This window comes from Aquisalimonas sp., from assembly GCF_007120195.1.
Classification (GTDB): Bacteria; Pseudomonadota; Gammaproteobacteria; order Nitrococcales; family Aquisalimonadaceae; genus Aquisalimonas.
The window spans coordinates 19,523-33,610 of sequence record NZ_SKOG01000066.1 but is presented as its reverse complement, the minus strand read 5'-3'; the positions used below and the strand labels follow the sequence as shown (position 1 = coordinate 33,610).

Below are 14,088 nucleotides of genomic sequence, written 5' to 3'. Positions count from 1 at the left end.
CCACCCTCGCCGTATTTGTGCCCATGCTCTTCTGGCCGGGGATGATCGGTGAGTTCATGGTCTACCTGCCGGCCACCGTGATCATCACGCTGATCGCCTCGCTGGCCATGGCGCTGGTGTTTATCCCTGCTATGGGGGCTGTGATGGGGCCGCGCCGTGCGGTCAACTCGGAGCAGGGGCGGCGTGTGCGCGCCGCCCAGGAGGGCCGCTACGATGAACTCCAGGGCGTCACCGCCGCTTACGTGCGCGTGCTGCGCACCCTTGTCGAGCGGCCCGGCTGGACCCTGGCCGGTACGCTGGCGCTGATGGCCTTTGCCTACACGCTGTACATCGCCGAGGGCCGGGGCGTGGACTTCTTCCCGGACATCGAACCGGAGTTCGCCCAGGTGCAGGTGCAGGCGCGCGGTGATCTCTCCGTATGGGAGGCGGACCGGCTGGTGCGCCAAGTGGAGAAGCGTCTTTACGGCGCGCCGGAGGTCGAGCACGTCTACGGGCGCACCATCGGCACGCAGCTGGCGCGGCTGCAGGGCAACTACGCCGAGGATGTCATCGGCGTGGTGCAGCTGGAGCTCAGCCCCTGGCGTGTGCGTCCGCCGGCCAGCGAGGTGCTGGGCGACATCCGCGAACGGCTCGCGGATCTGCCGGGGCTGGAGCTGCAGGTGCGCGCCCAGGACCGCGGTCCCGGGGAGGGACGGCCCATCGTCATCGAGGCCAGCGGCGCCAGCGCCGAGCGCATTCGCGAGACCATCCACACCATCCGTGCGCACATGCAGCGGTTGGGCGGGTTCGTGGACATCGAGGATGATCTGCCACTGCCCGGCGTGGAGCTGGAGATCCGTTTCGACCGCGAGCAGGCGGCTCGGTACGGTGTGGACGTGCCGCTGATCGGTCAGGGGATGCAGCTGCTCACCGAGGGCATGATCCTCGGCACCTACCGCCCGGACTTCACCGACGATGAGGTGGACATCCGCCTGCGGCTACCGCCGGAGCAGCGCCACCTCCAGCAGCTCGCCAACCTGCGTCTGCCCACGGAAGCCGGCCTGGTGCCACTGGCCAATTTTGCCGAATTGGTGCCCGTGCCCTCCACCGGGCTGATCAAGCGGCGCGACGGCAGCCGCGCCCACATCATCGAGGCGGACGCCGCCCCCGGGCGTCTGGTGGACGAACAGGTGGGGCGCCTGCAGTCGGCGTTGGAGCAGGCGGATCTCGACGAGTCGGTGGATGTGCGCTTCCGCGGCGAGGCGGAGGAACAGGCCGAGGCGGCGCAGTTCCTGCTCGTGGCCTTTGCGCTGTCGCTGTTCCTGATGCTGCTCATGATGGTCACGCAATTCAACCGCTTCTCCCAGGCGCTGCTGGTGCTCTCGGCCATTGTGTTCTCCACCGCCGGGGTGCTGATGGGGCTGCTGATCCGTGGTGAGCCCTTCGGCATGGTCATGAGCGGCATCGGTGTGTTGGCATTGGCCGGCATCGTGGTGAATAACAACATCGTGCTCATCGACGCCTACAACGAGCAGCTCGCCCGCAATCTGGCGCCGCGGGAGGCCGCCCTACGCGCCGCCGCCCAGCGGATGCGCCCGGTGGTGGTGACCGCGGTGACCACCATCCTGGGGCTTATGCCCATGGTACTGGCGCTGACGGTGGACTTCGTCGGCCGCGACTTCCACGTGGGCGCGCCATCCACGGACTACTGGGTGCAGCTCGCCACAGCCATTGCCGGGGGATTGCTGTTCGCCACGCCACTGACACTCCTGTTTACCCCAGTCATGCTGGCGGCGTTGGACCGCCGCCGTAGCCGGGATGAACAGCCCGAGTAGACAGCCCGCGGCTCTGTCGGTGATTCCCACCCTGCAAGTAGCCGGCGGTGGGGGCGAGCGTGACACTGCGGTCCGGTCCCTCGACCGAGGTCCCCGCGCCGCGCGTGCTGGCTTTTAAAAAAGCGCTGTTGCGTTACGCCGAAGGCGCCATGGTATCGTCGACCGTGTGCAGCCTGCACTTCAATCGCCCGGAAACCGAGCGCTGTATCGACCAGGCGATGCAATTCGGACCGCTGGCGGCTGTGGAGCCAGCCAACCTGGCCCCGGAACACATTACTGCGGGGTAACGCCGTGTCCTGGAAAGCCCTCTTGCTGCCCGTTCTGCTGTTGCCCGGTATGGCGCTGTCGGCGCACGACTGGGGTGACGATCAGGAGGTTGTTCGCAGCGCGGCATCGGGCACACTGGTGATCGAGTCCCCGGGGCGGCTCATCCACCACGGGGAGTACGCCGGGGTGCCGGTGACGGTTATTCGCCGTTTCGACGACGACGGATTGCGCCAGGTGCGGTATTTCAATAGCGCCGGTCATGCCAGCCCCGCCGACTACATGAGGGACTTCGAGCGGCTGCGTCGCACGCTTGTCGATGCCCATGACGAGCCCGAGCTGGATGTACGCGAATGGCGCAGTGATGCCCTCCGGGAGCAGCAGGGTATGGAGGGCATGGCGCTCGCCGGCGGCAAACTGGTCCTGGTCGCGGGTTGGAATACCCCGGATGCGTTGATACTGATGACCCTCCAGCGTGAGCATATGGGTATTGCCCACCAGCTGGTATTCACCGATCCAGCGGCTGATCCCGATGCCTTCCCGGCAGGTCAGTGATCGGCGCGGACACCCACTGCAGGGTCAAAACCGGAGGGGCGGCTGCCGGCGCGGCGACACGACCAGTTAACGGATCGCGGCACCGCAGCCTCATCGAGACCTCGAAGGTCGGCGGCCTTGATCCCTCTACGTGCCTGCTCGATGAGTTAAACTACCTGTCCGCAGCCGTCGTCTTCCCTTCTTGGCGGCAACGGCCCCAGCTGTCATTCGGATTCCGGCATACGCAGTCCGGGCAGGTGAGGGTGGCCGCCGCTGGCGCACCAAAGCCTCTCAGAAGAACCGCACGACGAGGAAAAGCCCCACCATGGCGATGCCGAATGCGAGCTTGGCTGCCGTGCCGAGCGCAAGCCCCACCGTCGCGCCCCAGCCGGCACGCCCCGCAGCGGCGAGCCCGCTGTGCATTGAAAGCTCCCCCACCAGCGCACCGATAAAAGGCCCGAGCAGCAGGCCGGGCAGGCCGAAAAAGATGCCCACGACCGCCCCCAGGGTCGCGCCCGTCACCGCGCGGGCCGAGGCGCCGTAGCGACGGGCGCCGAATGCACCCGCCACAAAGTCCGCCAGCGACGCCAATGCAGCCATGACACCGAGGATGATTAGGGTTGTGGCGCCGACATGGACGAAGCTCTCGGCCAATGCGGCCACCCACAGTCCAGCGAACAGCAGTAGCGGGCCGGGCAGCGCGGGTAGCACCAACCCCGCCAGGCCGGCACCCGTGAGGAGGGTGGCGAGGATCCACAGCAGCACAGTTATGGCAGTCATGCGTAGGGACTATAGCGAGCGCCGCAGGGAAACAGAAGCCGTGCCTGGCGCACTGCCAATCGTGATGCCGCGGTATCCGGTGTCGGTCATGCGCCTTGTCACCCCCAACCCGCGGAGCGACAGCCGGGCCGGCATTGTGTTATCAAGTCAGAACAGGTGGGAACAAACACGCCGCCGTGCTCGCTCAGGCGCGCCCGGCATTTGGAGGAGTCGTGCAATGAGCCCTCGGAATCCCGCGCACATGCGTTTGATCGTTGCCCTCTTGCTGTGCATCGGCCTGGTGCCACTGGCCTCCGGGCATCACGGCTGGGGCTGGGCCAGCGACGAGATCACCGAGCTGACCGGTGAGATTGTCGACGTGAGGCTGGGTAATCCCCACGGTGAGGTCGATATTGATGTCGGCGGTGAAACCTGGACGGTGGAAGTCGGCCAGCCCTGGCGCAACGAACGCAGCGGATTGACGGCCGAACTCCTGGAGTTCGGCAACGAAATCAAGGCCTTGGGGCACGTCTCCAACCGCGAAGGGGAGCAGCTGCTGAAAGCGGTCCGGGTGACAACCCGCGAGGGGCATCACGACCTGTACCCGGACCGGGTTCCGGACTCCGATTGATCGCCGAGGCGCTGGTTAGTGTTGAAGCCTGGGCGCCGATCGTCGCGCTGCGGAACTCCGTGCTGGCCTACCCGATCGTCAATGCGGCGCATGTGCTTGGCGTGGCGCTGCTCGTGGGCAGCATCGTGCCGCTTGATCTGCGGCTGGCTGGGCTTTGGCGGTCCATCGCGATCGAACCCCTCTGGCGGGTGCTGTCACGTACAGCCGGTGCCGGGTTTGTCCTGGCGCTGATGACGGGCTTGTTGCTGTTCGCCACGCGGGCGACCGAGTATGTCGAATCGACCCTGTTCCTGGGTAAGCTTGGGCTAATCGTGGTCGCCGGCCTCAACGCAATCTGGGTCTCCCGGAGACTCGGATCAACGCCGGGCCGAATCCCGCCACCGGTTCGCCGGGGTGCGGTCGCATCAATCGTCCTGTGGCTCGGCGTACTATTGCTGGGGCGACTGGTGGGCTACTTCTGAGACCCACCCTTACCCACAACCTCAACCACGCCGCAAGAGCTAACCCCGCTCCGATTGCTCGGCACAGGCAATGCAAATCAGCGTCGCAGGATCAGCCTCCAGCCGCCCGCGGGCTATGGGTTCCTCACAGCGCGCGCAATCCCCGTAGGTGCCCTCATCCATTCGCCGCAAGGCAGCACGAACGCGAAGAATCTGCTCATGGGCGCGCGCCTCAGTCGCCTTGGCCATGGCTTGTCCCTGCAACGCATCCATGCGCGACAGGCGTCCGGTCCGGGTTTGGTCAAGTTCCACGGTCTCGGTGCTGGAGCGTCGCAGATCGGCGTTCTCGGCAAGCGCGGCCAGACGCTGCTCCAGGCGCTCCCGGAAGGTTGAAAGATCAGTATCGGTCAACATAATCATTTCCAGACTCGGGCTTGTATCAGTGTAATCCGTCGCTTGCCGAGTCACCAATAGGGTTCCAGGATCATGGGCTCACGCCTGCGGTCCGACACCGCAGCAAGCACCCCGCCTCCATGAGTATGGTCACGTGCTCGGAGACCGTCGATAGCGACAATCCAACCGACAGCAGTCGCTACTGCGGCACTCGGGCTCGGTGCAGCCGGCGCCGCTCATGCCCAGGGTAAAGCCAAGGCATTTTCATCACTCATCATCAGTAATTTTGAATTATTTGATCACGGCTATTTGATCACGGCACTGACAGCCACCTTAACCTCGATGACTTCGATAACCATCGGGTCCACCACGTTCGCCAACGCAACTGTCGAGGAGGTAGTGGGGGTGCCCGAACCCGGCAGCTACGGTGTGCTTGGGGTCGGCTTGCTGGGAGTGGCCGGGGCGTTATATCGCCGCCGCAGCTCGGCACAATAACAACAAGCCGCCAGCCGCACGGTGATCATGGGCCAGGCGCTGGGCATCGTCTCCCGCGCCATCGTTATGCGTCGGATCAACTTACGCGGGCGTGCGCCACAAGGGCGCCCGCACCGGTGCTGTCGTCTTGATGCGAGCGCGTGGCCCGCCGAATCTCGTGGCACAGCGATCGGAGCCGAGTGATGGCTGCGGTCACAAGTCGCGGGCGCACGGCAGTGTCCAATCGTCGCGGCAAGGCAGGGCGCGGACCAGTCTGTGCTGGAACGGCGCCAGCGACTCCTCCCGGGGTGGACGCCAGGTGTGCAGCTCGAGCCCGGCGAGATCCCGCGGATAATCCGCCGCGCCTTCGAACCAGAAAAACACCGACATCTGGACGCGTTCCGGCTGCAGTGGCGGCAATGTGTTGTACAGCGCGCCTGGCGGGGAATCCCGGCCGGGCAGACGGCGACGTTCGCCCAGCCACCCCTGGAACGTGTAGAAGGCATCGCTGGGGGGCAGGAATTGCAACGCGTAGTCCACCTCGCGGGCAGGATCGGTGACATCGTCACCGGAGATCAGTGGTCGGGAGTGACCGCTGACCAGATACTGCGCGCTATCGGCGTCCAGGAAGCGCACGGCGCGGTGGCGGCGACGCTCCCGGGCGTGCGGGAACAGCGCATGGGATGCCTCGGCCACATCCACGGCGATGCGATGGTTCGCGTCCATAACCATGCGCCCGGGATGATCACCCCCAACCGTGCCGCCCACGAGCGCGTAGGCACGCATGTAGTTGTGTTGCTGCATGGTCGCTGCGAAAGGAATCAACTCCTCCGGGCCCGCCTTATCAACCGCAACGCCCGGCTCCGGCACGAGTGCCAGCGTTACAGCCGCGTAATGGTCGAGTTGATGCCAGTCGTCCGCGTCCCCGATGAGATCGAGGGCGGCGCGCTGCCAGCCGGTAATGCCGGCCGCAATTCCGGAGTGCCGAAAGACCAAGTGGTAGTGCAGGAATACGGCCGCCTCCGGTGCCTCCATGCCCGGCAATCGCAGCACGCTCGTGCTGGCCCGCGCCGCAACGACCGGCGTACCGCCTTCGGAGACAGGTTCGTGCACAAACAACGCCTGCGGATCGTCCCGGTATTCATTGAGCAGTGCGCGGTCGACGTCGGTGGCGACGAGTTCCCCAGCAGCGTCATACAAGCGACCCTCGGCGATGTAGTCGTCGTAGAAGGAAATCGGGCCGGTCTCGTCTGCCGCCACGTAAAAACGCGGGCGAAAGGCCTTCAGCAGGTGCCGCTCGCGTTCGCTCGCGGGCTCGTCGGCGGGTGGAAAGGCGCTCAGGTAGGCATCGAAACCCGGATACTGCGAAAAGTTGGCGTCGTCGAGCGTACACCCGGTCACCAGCAACATCAGTCCCACTGCGCAGAGGCCTCGGCCGGGTGCCGAACCCGCCTGGGGATTCGCCGTATCCGTGTCCGATGGGCATGTTTTCGTCGCCTTTACGCCCTTCCGATGGTGCCCGCGCCCCTGTTGATCGGCGGGCCGACCTAAACCCTGGAGAGAGGCTTCGTTCACTCGCCAGGCTCCTGGTCAACCGACTCTCGAGCCATCTCATTGACCTCGTAATGGACCGCGCCCAGGTGGGCAGGCAAGGGCTCCTCCCACCGGGGATCGCGAAGCGCCGTGGTCGCGTCCTCATAGCCCCGGCGGCGATGATCCGCCAGCGTTTGTGGCAGAAAGGTGAAATCCTTCGCCGACGAGCGATAGGCCTGCCCCGGGTAGACGAAGTGCACCACGTTGACTGTCGTGGTACAGCCAAGGGCCTCCAGGGCGGCGACTTCCGGTTTGTTACGCTCGGCTTCCGGCAGGTGCTCGAACAACACACTGACGGCGTGGCGAAGATCGTGCATGCGGCTGTGGTTCTCGATCTCTGTATGCGCACGGCTTGCGTAGATGATGTCCTTGCGGCGATCTTCGAGCTGATCCAGATCCATTGGCGGCGACCCCCTCGGATCAAAGAGATCCACCATGAAACAAAGCGTACTCCGGCGCGGATTGTCCTCGAGAACGACGCTCAAGGGCGTATTCGACAGTAGGCCACCGTCCCAGTAGTGCGCTCCGTCAATCTCGATCGCGGGAAAAGCGGGCGGCAAAGCGCCAGTGGCGAGAACGTGGCGCAGATCGATGGTCTGATGGCTGGAATCAAAATACACATGCCGCCCGCTCTCGACCTCCGCCGCGCCAAGACTCAACCGCACATCGGATCGATTAAGGTAATCGAAGTCGATCAGCTCGGTGAGTGTCCGCTCCAGAGGGGCAAGACTGTAGTAGTGGACCTGTCCTCTGACTTTCCATGGCCCCGGTAATGGGCCCAGCCAATCCGGCTGGAAAAACCCGGGTTGCCCCCACATCATCGTGCCCATGGCACTGGCGATGTTAATGAGCTTGCGGGCCGGGTGGGCCGGCGGTGGTGCCGGCAAGAGCTGTGGCCAGGTAATACGTCGCCAGAATGTCTCCAGGCGTTCGAGGCGTCGCTCCGGCGGATTGCCGGCGAGGATGGCGGCCTGGATACCACCGATACTGGTGCCGGCGAACCAGTCCACTATGTACCCGGTTGCCGCGAGCGCCTCATAGACGCCGTGATGATAGCTCCCCAATGCACCGCCGCCCTGGAGTAACAACGCCACGCGTTCGTGGGGCGTGTGCCCGGTCTTGCTGGATCGCGCATTGGCCATCATAACCTCTCGACCACAACGGGCGGGTCAGACAGCGTAATCGCCACCGGCGAGCACTCCCATTGGGAACACTACGTATCGCTGCAAGTTGCCTGGGTCCCGTCAGGCCAGACCGACGAACGCAATGGCACCACGCCTGTGATCTTCGAACCGCTGGATTTTATCGCACGGCTGTCCGCCCTGGGCCCGGATCCGCAGGTCAAATCGAAGGCAGTCCGATGGCGCCGGCGAGCGCAGTGTCATTGTCTCACGGGACGAGAAGCGGGTTTCCATCGACTATACTCGACAGCGAGATCAAGCGCGTCAACGACAAAACCTTTCATGCACAAGCATTTTAGCGATGGCATGGCCTTCGTCGACACCTTCGAGATTGGGACGCGCTTCGACGGCAAGCACCACAGCGATGCCCCAAAATTCACCGTGGTCGCCGGCGACGGGGTGCCCGCCGTCTCGCCGCCGCGAAGTCCTGGCGGGGGCCTGGAACGACAGCTGCCGATCATCTAAGTCAGAAGGTTTGCCGGACCGCAGGGTGCGGTCGAGGCCACTGTCGACCTGCGGGACTCCGGCACGTAGCGCGCGCATGCCAACGACCCTGATCCCAGCGCGTAGGGTGGCATTAGCGCCAGCGTAATGCACCGTCAAACAAACCGCGCCGAAGGCGCACCACTATAGTGTAGGCACCGACCAAGATACGGTGTCGAGAGCGACGAGAGTGGAGAGAAGATCCGGGAAAGGTCGGCGAGAACGGTCGTCCCCGGCGTTTATGTTCATGCCGGCAAAGACGCCGACATTATGAATAAGATCGCAAACATGAACGAAACGTCAACAGGCGAGCGCAACCAGGCGCGGGCGCCCGGGAGTTGGGCATCATGCGCCAGGGCGGGAACCAGCCCTACCAGTTATGGCCGCCATTGGTGGTAAAGACTTGGCCCTCTGGCAGTTCGGGAGCGAGCAGACCATTGGTGTGGGCGAAACGAACAACACTGGGACACCCTGGCAGTAGAACCTGGTCGACCTGGAGCATTTCAGGCGCCTTGATCAGCAGATGCGCGGCAGCTGTTCGCCGCTGAGCATGTCGATGACCCGGCGGGCGCCAATGCTGCTGGTCATGGTTACCGGTGGCCGGGGGGTGTCGATGACTTCACCGATCCGCGTGGCCTGTTCGGCCACTGCATGGCCATGTAACACATCCAGGGCCTGATCGGACTGCGCGGCTGGCACGAAGGTGACGAAACGGCCCTCGCAGGCAACATACAGGGGGTCCAGGCCGAGCATCTCGCAGGCGCCGGCAACGGTTTCGGCCACCGGCAGGCGTGCCTGCTCGATACGGATGCCCACACGGGTGGCCACTGCGATCTCGTGCAAGGCGCTGGCCAGGCCTCCGCGGGTGAGGTCGCGCAGGCAGTGGACGTCGATCCCGGCGCGCAGCAGTGTCTGCACGGCGGTGCCGAGATCCGCGCTGTCACTGCGGATCGGGGTCTCGAAGCTTAGCCGTTCGCGGCTGGCCATGATGGCCATGCCGTGGCGGCCCAGGTCGCCACTGACGATGACGGTATCACCCGGCTGGACCCGGCCCGGCCGGATATCAACGCCGTCGGCGATTACGCCGAGCCCGGAGGTGTTGACGAACAGCCCGTCGCCCTTGCCGCGATCGACCACCTTGGTGTCCCCGGTCACGAAGCGGATGCCGGCGGCCGCGCCCGCCTCGCGCATGCTGCACAGGATGCGCCATAAATCCGCCAGCGGCAGGCCTTCCTCCAGGATCAGGCCGACGCTGAGTTGCTTGGCGATGGCGCCGCTCATGGCCAGGTCATTGACCGTGCCGTGTACCGCCAGATGGCCGATGTTGCCACCGGGAAAGAACAGCGGATTGACCACGAAGGAGTCGGTGGTGAACGCCAGCCTGCCCTCTGTGGCTTCCAGTACGGCGGCATCATGCGCACCCGCCGATTCGGCGCCGAGTGCAGGCAGGATCAGTTCATCTAGCAGGCGGTGCATAAGCCGACCGCCGCCGCCATGGGCGAGTAGCACGCAGGGGTGGTCGTCCAGCGGCAGGGGGCAGACGGGAAGGTTGTTGGCCGATGTATCGCTCACGGGCTGGCGGTCTCCGGGTCGTTCACCTCGGTGCCGCGATAGCGATAATAGGCCGCGCAGGCGCCTTCGGAGGAGACCATGGGTGCGCCCAGGGGGTGTTCCGGGGTGCAGCGGCTGCCGAAGGTGGGGCAGTCACCGGGGCGTTTTCGGCCCTGCATGATCTCGCCGCTGATGCATTCGCCTTCCTCCCCGGAGGAACGGCCCACGGCGCCGAAGCGCTGTTCGGCATCAAAACCAGCATACTCCGGCGCCAGGCCGAGGCCACTGCTGGCGATCTCGCCGATGCCTCGCCAGTGCTGCGGGACTGTCCGAAATATGGTCCGGATCAACGTCTGGGCCTGGCTGTTGCCGGCCTCGGAGACCGCGCGCGTGTACTGGTTTTCCAGCTCGGCACGCCCCTGCTCGAGTTGTGTGACGCACAGGTACACCCCCTGGAGGATGTCCACCGGTTCAAAGCCGGTGACCACGATCGGCACCCGGTGGCGTTCCACAATCGGGGCATATTCCCAATAGCCCATCACGGCACAGACATGGCCGGCGGCGAGAAATCCCTGCACGCGGTTATCCGGCGCGCCGAGAATGCTCTCGATGGCTGGTGGCACCAGCACGTGGGAGACCAGCATGCTGAAGTTGCCCAGGCCCAGCGCACTGGCCTGATGCACGGCCATGGCATTGGCCGGCGCCGTGGTCTCGAAACCCACGGCCAGGAACACCACCTCGCGCTGCGGATTGTCCTGGGCGATGCGCACCGCATCCATGGGCGAATAGACCATGCGCACATCACCACCGTCGGCCTTTACGCCGAGCAGATCCTGCCGGCTGCCGGGCACGCGCAGCATGTCGCCGAAGGAGCAGAAGATCACCTCCGGGCGGGCGGCGATCTCCAGGGCCTTGTCGATGACCGCGATCGGGGTGACGCACACCGGGCATCCCGGGCCGTGGATAAGCCGGATCTGCCCGGGCAGGAGCTGATCGATGCCGTATTTGACGATGGCATGGGTCTGCCCGCCGCAGACCTCCATCAGGGTGTGTTCGCGTGTGGTGATTCTGGCAATGGCCCGGGCCAGTTGCTGGGCGGTGGCGCCGTCGCGGTATTCATCGACATATTTCATGGCTGCGGCCCCGCTTCGCCCAGTTCCTCCAGCTCCCCCATCTCCCGGAGATAATCGAACACGCGCTGCGCCTCGTCCGGGTCGATGGTGCTAATCGCCAGGCCGACGTGGACTAGCACATAGTCACCCACCTGCGCGTCCGGCACGCAGGCCAGCGACACCTCGCGCCGGTTGCCGGCAAAGTCCACCTCGCCGGTGCGAAACAGCGGCTCCTGCTCACCGATTGCGATCAATTTGCCGGGTATTGCCAAGCACATAAGGAATCCTGCTCAATGTCGCGCCAGCACGACAGCGGCCTGGCCCGCGGCCAGTGCCCCGTCGTTGGGTGGTAATCGTTGCGGCCAGTACACCATGGCCCCGGCCTCCCCGGCCTTGACCTGGAGCATCTCCACCAACAATTGATTCTGAAAACAGCCTCCCGCCAGCACCCACTGGTGCAGACCAAGACGCTGCGCCACCAGTATGACCGATTCCACCAGTGTTGCATGACAGCGCCGGGCGATGTCGGCGGCTGCAATCCCGGCAGCCTGATCCGCCAGCACGGCGCGCAGCATGGGCCGCCAGTCCACGCCCAGCGCCCCGTCTTCCAGGGCCGTGATGGTCAGCGGATAGGGCGTGGAATCGCCGCCCTGTTCGGAGGCGAACTGCAGCGCCATGGCGGCCTGCCCCTCGTAGCCGGGGCCGGTATGCAGGCCCAGCACGGCCGCCAGGCCATCGAACAGACGACCCATGCTGGTGGTCAGCGGTGTCTGCACATCGCGCCTGAGCATTTGGCTGAGCAGTTCCCGCTCGCGGGCGGTAAACGCGGCCACGGCGGGATTGCTTGCCTGTGCCCAGTCACTGCCGGCCAGTGTGAACAGCAGGCCGGCGGCGCTGCGCCGGGCTTCGCGGGCGGCGGCGTCGCCGCCGGGCAGGGGGAATGGCAGAAGATGCGCCACCCGTTGGCAGTCTGCGCCCTCGCAGCGCAGGAATTCCCCGCCCCAGACGGTGGCGTCCTCTCCCAGTCCGGCGCCATCCCAGGCCATGCCGAGCAACGGACCGCGCAGGCCATGCTCCAGCATGACCGCAGCGATGTGGGCGTGGTGATGCTGCACGGGATGGACCGGCCGGCCGCTGTCACGGGCATAGCGGCTGGTGAAATAGTCCGGGTGGTGGTCGCAGGCGATCAGGCACGGGCGCGCGTCGTAGAGCGCCTCCAGGCTGTCCGCCATGCGCTCGAATGCGGCGCAGGCCTCTGGTGTTTCCAGATCCCCGAGGTGCTGGCTGACGATCAGGTTCTCGCCGCTGGTCACGGCCAGGGTGTTTTTCAGATGGCCACCGGTGGCGAGCACGGCCGGTGGTGGTTGCCCCAGCGGCAGGCTGACCGGCGCGTAACCACGGGCCACGCGCAGGGGCATGGGCCGCTCGCCGATCAATTGGACCACGGAGTCGTCCACCTGCCGGGCGATCGGGCGGTTGTGGACGAGAAAGGCATCGGCAATGCCTCGCAGCCGGTCCAGGGCCTCGTGTTCATCAATGCAGATCGGCTCATCGGCGAGGTTGCCGCTGGTCGAGACCACCGGCCGGCCGAAATCGCCGAGCAGCAGATAGTGCAGCGGCGTATACGGCAGCATGGCCCCCACCCGAGGATTGCCCGGGGCGATGCCGACCGCCAGCCCCGCCTCCGGCCGGCGCGGTAATAGGACCACCGGCGCGGCGGGTGAGCCCAGCAGCGCTTTGGCCGCCGGGCTGACCCGGCAGTCCCGCTCCAGTTGCTCAAGATCCGGGTACATCACGGCCAGGGGCTTGGCGGGGCGGTGCTTGCGCTGGCGCAGCGCCGCGACCGCGTCTTCATTGCAGGCGTCGGCCAGCAGGTGGAAGCCGCCCAGGCCCTTTACCGCCAGAATCTCGCCGGCGCACAGACGCGCTACCGCCTCGCCCAGCGCGGCCTCGCTGCGTGCCAGCTCCCGGCCCCGCGCATCCCACAGCGCAAGCTGGGGCCCGCACTCCGGGCAGGCATTGGGCTGGGCGTGAAAGCGGCGGTCGGCCGGGTCCTCGTATTCCGCGCGGCAGGCCGAGCACAGCGTGAACCCCTGCATGGTAGTGGCGGCGCGGTCATAGGGCAGGGCGCGAATGATGCTCAGACGGGGGCCGCAGTGGGTGCAATTGGTAAAGGGGTAGCGGTGGCGGCGGTTCGCTGGGTCACGGATGTCGGCCAGGCAGCCGGGGCATGTGGCCAGATCAGGCAGCACACTGACCGAGCGCGGACCGCCCTCAGCGCTCTGGCGGATAACAAAACCGGTGGTCCCCTGCGGCTGGATGGCTTCGATACTTACCGCATCGATTCGGGCAACGGCTGGCGCCTCGCTAAGCAGACGGCTGCGGAAGGCGGCAATCGCGGCTTGCGGGCCTTCCAGTTCAACCACCAGACCCTGTGCTGTATTGGAGACCCAGCCGGCCAGACCCAGGGTCTGTGCCAGGCGATAGACAAAGGGCCGGAAACCGACCCCCTGCACAGCGCCGGTGAGGCGGAAGCGCCAGCGGACCTCCAGCTCGCCAGCGGCCCCCAGCTGACTCATTGCGCTGACTCGGTCTCATCCACCTCGATGGCCTTGAGCAGGATGTCCTGCGCGTTCGGGTCGCTGGTGTCGTCCGAGGTCTCTACATGGAGTTCCGCGCCCTCGGCCACGGTACCCTGTGTGCCCTCGATGAAATGCTCGCGGAAGTGCTGGGCGGAGATGTGCGAGAAGGCGCCCAGCCAGACATCCACGCTGCGCACCCGGCTGGCGTCGTTGTCGCGGGCGACCTTTTCGATCTTACGCAGCAGATCCGCCATCAGGGAGAATTCATGCATGCCGT

Annotated in this window: 16 protein-coding genes; 7 read left to right on the top strand and 9 right to left on the bottom strand. The window is 65.7% G+C overall.

Going from position 1 to position 14,088, the window contains the following annotated elements:
* From QZT63_RS05445 to QZT63_RS05435, 3 genes are all read left to right on the top strand, one after another.
* Positions 1-1,814 (top strand): efflux RND transporter permease subunit (locus tag QZT63_RS05445; protein WP_290649253.1); only part of this gene is annotated, 1,814 nt, incomplete at its 5' end.
* A gap of 59 nt (positions 1,815-1,873) precedes the next feature.
* Positions 1,874-2,101 (top strand): hypothetical protein, encoded by a 228-nt coding sequence (locus QZT63_RS05440; RefSeq protein WP_290649251.1) that lies wholly within the window; start codon positions 1,874-1,876, stop codon positions 2,099-2,101.
* Between the two features lie 4 nt (positions 2,102-2,105).
* On the top strand, positions 2,106-2,633 hold the full coding sequence (locus tag QZT63_RS05435) for a hypothetical protein (protein ID WP_290649249.1): 528 nt from the start codon (positions 2,106-2,108) through the stop codon (positions 2,631-2,633).
* Positions 2,634-2,903: 270 nt separating this feature from the next.
* Here QZT63_RS05435 and QZT63_RS05430 read toward each other — a convergent pair whose 3' ends face one another.
* Positions 2,904-3,392, bottom strand: coding sequence for a DUF456 domain-containing protein (locus tag QZT63_RS05430; RefSeq protein WP_290649247.1), 489 nt, complete (start codon positions 3,390-3,392; stop codon positions 2,904-2,906).
* Positions 3,393-3,609: 217 nt separating this feature from the next.
* On the opposite strand from QZT63_RS05430, the gene QZT63_RS05425 reads away from it, so the two are divergent.
* Together QZT63_RS05425 and QZT63_RS05420 are read left to right on the top strand one after the other, a co-directional pair.
* Positions 3,610-4,002, top strand: coding sequence for a DUF6152 family protein (locus QZT63_RS05425; RefSeq protein WP_290649245.1), 393 nt, complete (start codon positions 3,610-3,612; stop codon positions 4,000-4,002).
* The gene (locus QZT63_RS05420; protein WP_290649244.1) at positions 3,999-4,463 is read left to right on the top strand and encodes a DUF2214 domain-containing protein; all 465 of its coding nucleotides are present in this window, start codon (positions 3,999-4,001) and stop codon (positions 4,461-4,463) included. Before QZT63_RS05425 ends, QZT63_RS05420 begins: the two co-directional genes overlap by 4 nt.
* A gap of 39 nt (positions 4,464-4,502) precedes the next feature.
* Here the strand turns inward: QZT63_RS05420 and QZT63_RS05415 are convergent, their stop codons facing one another.
* A complete protein-coding gene (locus QZT63_RS05415) occupies positions 4,503-4,862 on the bottom strand; it encodes a TraR/DksA family transcriptional regulator (RefSeq protein ID WP_290649242.1) in 360 nt (119 codons plus the stop codon).
* 315 nt (positions 4,863-5,177) lie between these two features.
* Between QZT63_RS05415 and QZT63_RS20000 the strand changes: the two genes are divergently transcribed.
* Complete coding sequence (locus QZT63_RS20000) at positions 5,178-5,330, top strand: PEP-CTERM sorting domain-containing protein (protein WP_366636031.1); 153 nt, start codon at positions 5,178-5,180, stop codon at positions 5,328-5,330.
* A 192-nt stretch (positions 5,331-5,522) separates the two neighbouring features.
* Here QZT63_RS20000 and QZT63_RS05410 read toward each other — a convergent pair whose 3' ends face one another.
* Both QZT63_RS05410 and QZT63_RS05405 read right to left on the bottom strand, forming a co-directional pair.
* Positions 5,523-6,719 carry a hypothetical protein gene (locus QZT63_RS05410; protein ID WP_290649240.1) on the bottom strand — a complete coding sequence of 399 codons (1,197 nt, stop codon included), beginning with the start codon at positions 6,717-6,719 and terminating at the stop codon, positions 5,523-5,525.
* A 161-nt stretch (positions 6,720-6,880) separates the two neighbouring features.
* The gene (locus QZT63_RS05405; protein WP_290649238.1) at positions 6,881-8,047 is read right to left on the bottom strand and encodes a DUF3734 domain-containing protein; all 1,167 of its coding nucleotides are present in this window, start codon (positions 8,045-8,047) and stop codon (positions 6,881-6,883) included.
* A gap of 318 nt (positions 8,048-8,365) precedes the next feature.
* Here QZT63_RS05405 and QZT63_RS05400 point away from each other — a divergent pair, with 318 nt between their 5' ends.
* Positions 8,366-8,548 (top strand): hypothetical protein, encoded by a 183-nt coding sequence (locus QZT63_RS05400; RefSeq protein ID WP_290649260.1) that lies wholly within the window; start codon positions 8,366-8,368, stop codon positions 8,546-8,548.
* A gap of 534 nt (positions 8,549-9,082) precedes the next feature.
* On the opposite strand, the gene hypE is transcribed toward QZT63_RS05400, so the two are convergent.
* The 5 genes from hypE to QZT63_RS05375 are packed head-to-tail and all read right to left on the bottom strand — an operon-like array spanning position 9,083 to position 14,083.
* The gene (gene hypE / locus QZT63_RS05395; protein WP_290649257.1) at positions 9,083-10,075 is read right to left on the bottom strand and encodes a hydrogenase expression/formation protein HypE; all 993 of its coding nucleotides are present in this window, start codon (positions 10,073-10,075) and stop codon (positions 9,083-9,085) included.
* 59 nt (positions 10,076-10,134) lie between these two features.
* Entirely contained in the window at positions 10,135-11,250 is a 1,116-nt protein-coding gene (gene hypD / locus QZT63_RS05390) for a hydrogenase formation protein HypD (RefSeq protein WP_290649236.1), read from the bottom strand.
* Positions 11,247-11,507 carry a HypC/HybG/HupF family hydrogenase formation chaperone gene (locus QZT63_RS05385; RefSeq protein WP_290649235.1) on the bottom strand — a complete coding sequence of 87 codons (261 nt, stop codon included), beginning with the start codon at positions 11,505-11,507 and terminating at the stop codon, positions 11,247-11,249. Before QZT63_RS05385 ends, hypD begins: the two co-directional genes overlap by 4 nt.
* A 12-nt stretch (positions 11,508-11,519) precedes the next feature.
* Positions 11,520-13,808 carry a carbamoyltransferase HypF gene (gene hypF / locus QZT63_RS05380; RefSeq protein ID WP_290649233.1) on the bottom strand — a complete coding sequence of 763 codons (2,289 nt, stop codon included), beginning with the start codon at positions 13,806-13,808 and terminating at the stop codon, positions 11,520-11,522.
* The gene (locus QZT63_RS05375) at positions 13,805-14,083 is read right to left on the bottom strand and encodes a hydrogenase maturation nickel metallochaperone HypA (protein ID WP_290649231.1); all 279 of its coding nucleotides are present in this window, start codon (positions 14,081-14,083) and stop codon (positions 13,805-13,807) included. Before QZT63_RS05375 ends, hypF begins: the two co-directional genes overlap by 4 nt.
* Positions 14,084-14,088 lie beyond the last annotated feature (5 nt).

Coding starts and splice junctions, on each gene's coding strand:
- QZT63_RS05430 (WP_290649247.1), bottom strand. CDS start 3,392: ATGACTGCCATAACTGTGCTGCTGTGGATCCTCGCCACCCTCCTCACG.
- QZT63_RS05425 (WP_290649245.1), top strand. CDS start 3,610: ATGAGCCCTCGGAATCCCGCGCACATGCGTTTGATCGTTGCCCTCTTG.
- QZT63_RS05415 (WP_290649242.1), bottom strand. CDS start 4,862: ATGATTATGTTGACCGATACTGATCTTTCAACCTTCCGGGAGCGCCTG.
- QZT63_RS20000 (WP_366636031.1), top strand. CDS start 5,178: ATGACTTCGATAACCATCGGGTCCACCACGTTCGCCAACGCAACTGTC.
- QZT63_RS05410 (WP_290649240.1), bottom strand. CDS start 6,719: ATGTTGCTGGTGACCGGGTGTACGCTCGACGACGCCAACTTTTCGCAG.
- QZT63_RS05405 (WP_290649238.1), bottom strand. CDS start 8,047: ATGATGGCCAATGCGCGATCCAGCAAGACCGGGCACACGCCCCACGAA.
- QZT63_RS05400 (WP_290649260.1), top strand. CDS start 8,366: ATGCACAAGCATTTTAGCGATGGCATGGCCTTCGTCGACACCTTCGAG.
- hypD (WP_290649236.1), bottom strand. CDS start 11,250: ATGAAATATGTCGATGAATACCGCGACGGCGCCACCGCCCAGCAACTG.
- QZT63_RS05385 (WP_290649235.1), bottom strand. CDS start 11,507: ATGTGCTTGGCAATACCCGGCAAATTGATCGCAATCGGTGAGCAGGAG.
- hypF (WP_290649233.1), bottom strand. CDS start 13,808: ATGAGTCAGCTGGGGGCCGCTGGCGAGCTGGAGGTCCGCTGGCGCTTC.
- QZT63_RS05375 (WP_290649231.1), bottom strand. CDS start 14,083: ATGCATGAATTCTCCCTGATGGCGGATCTGCTGCGTAAGATCGAAAAG.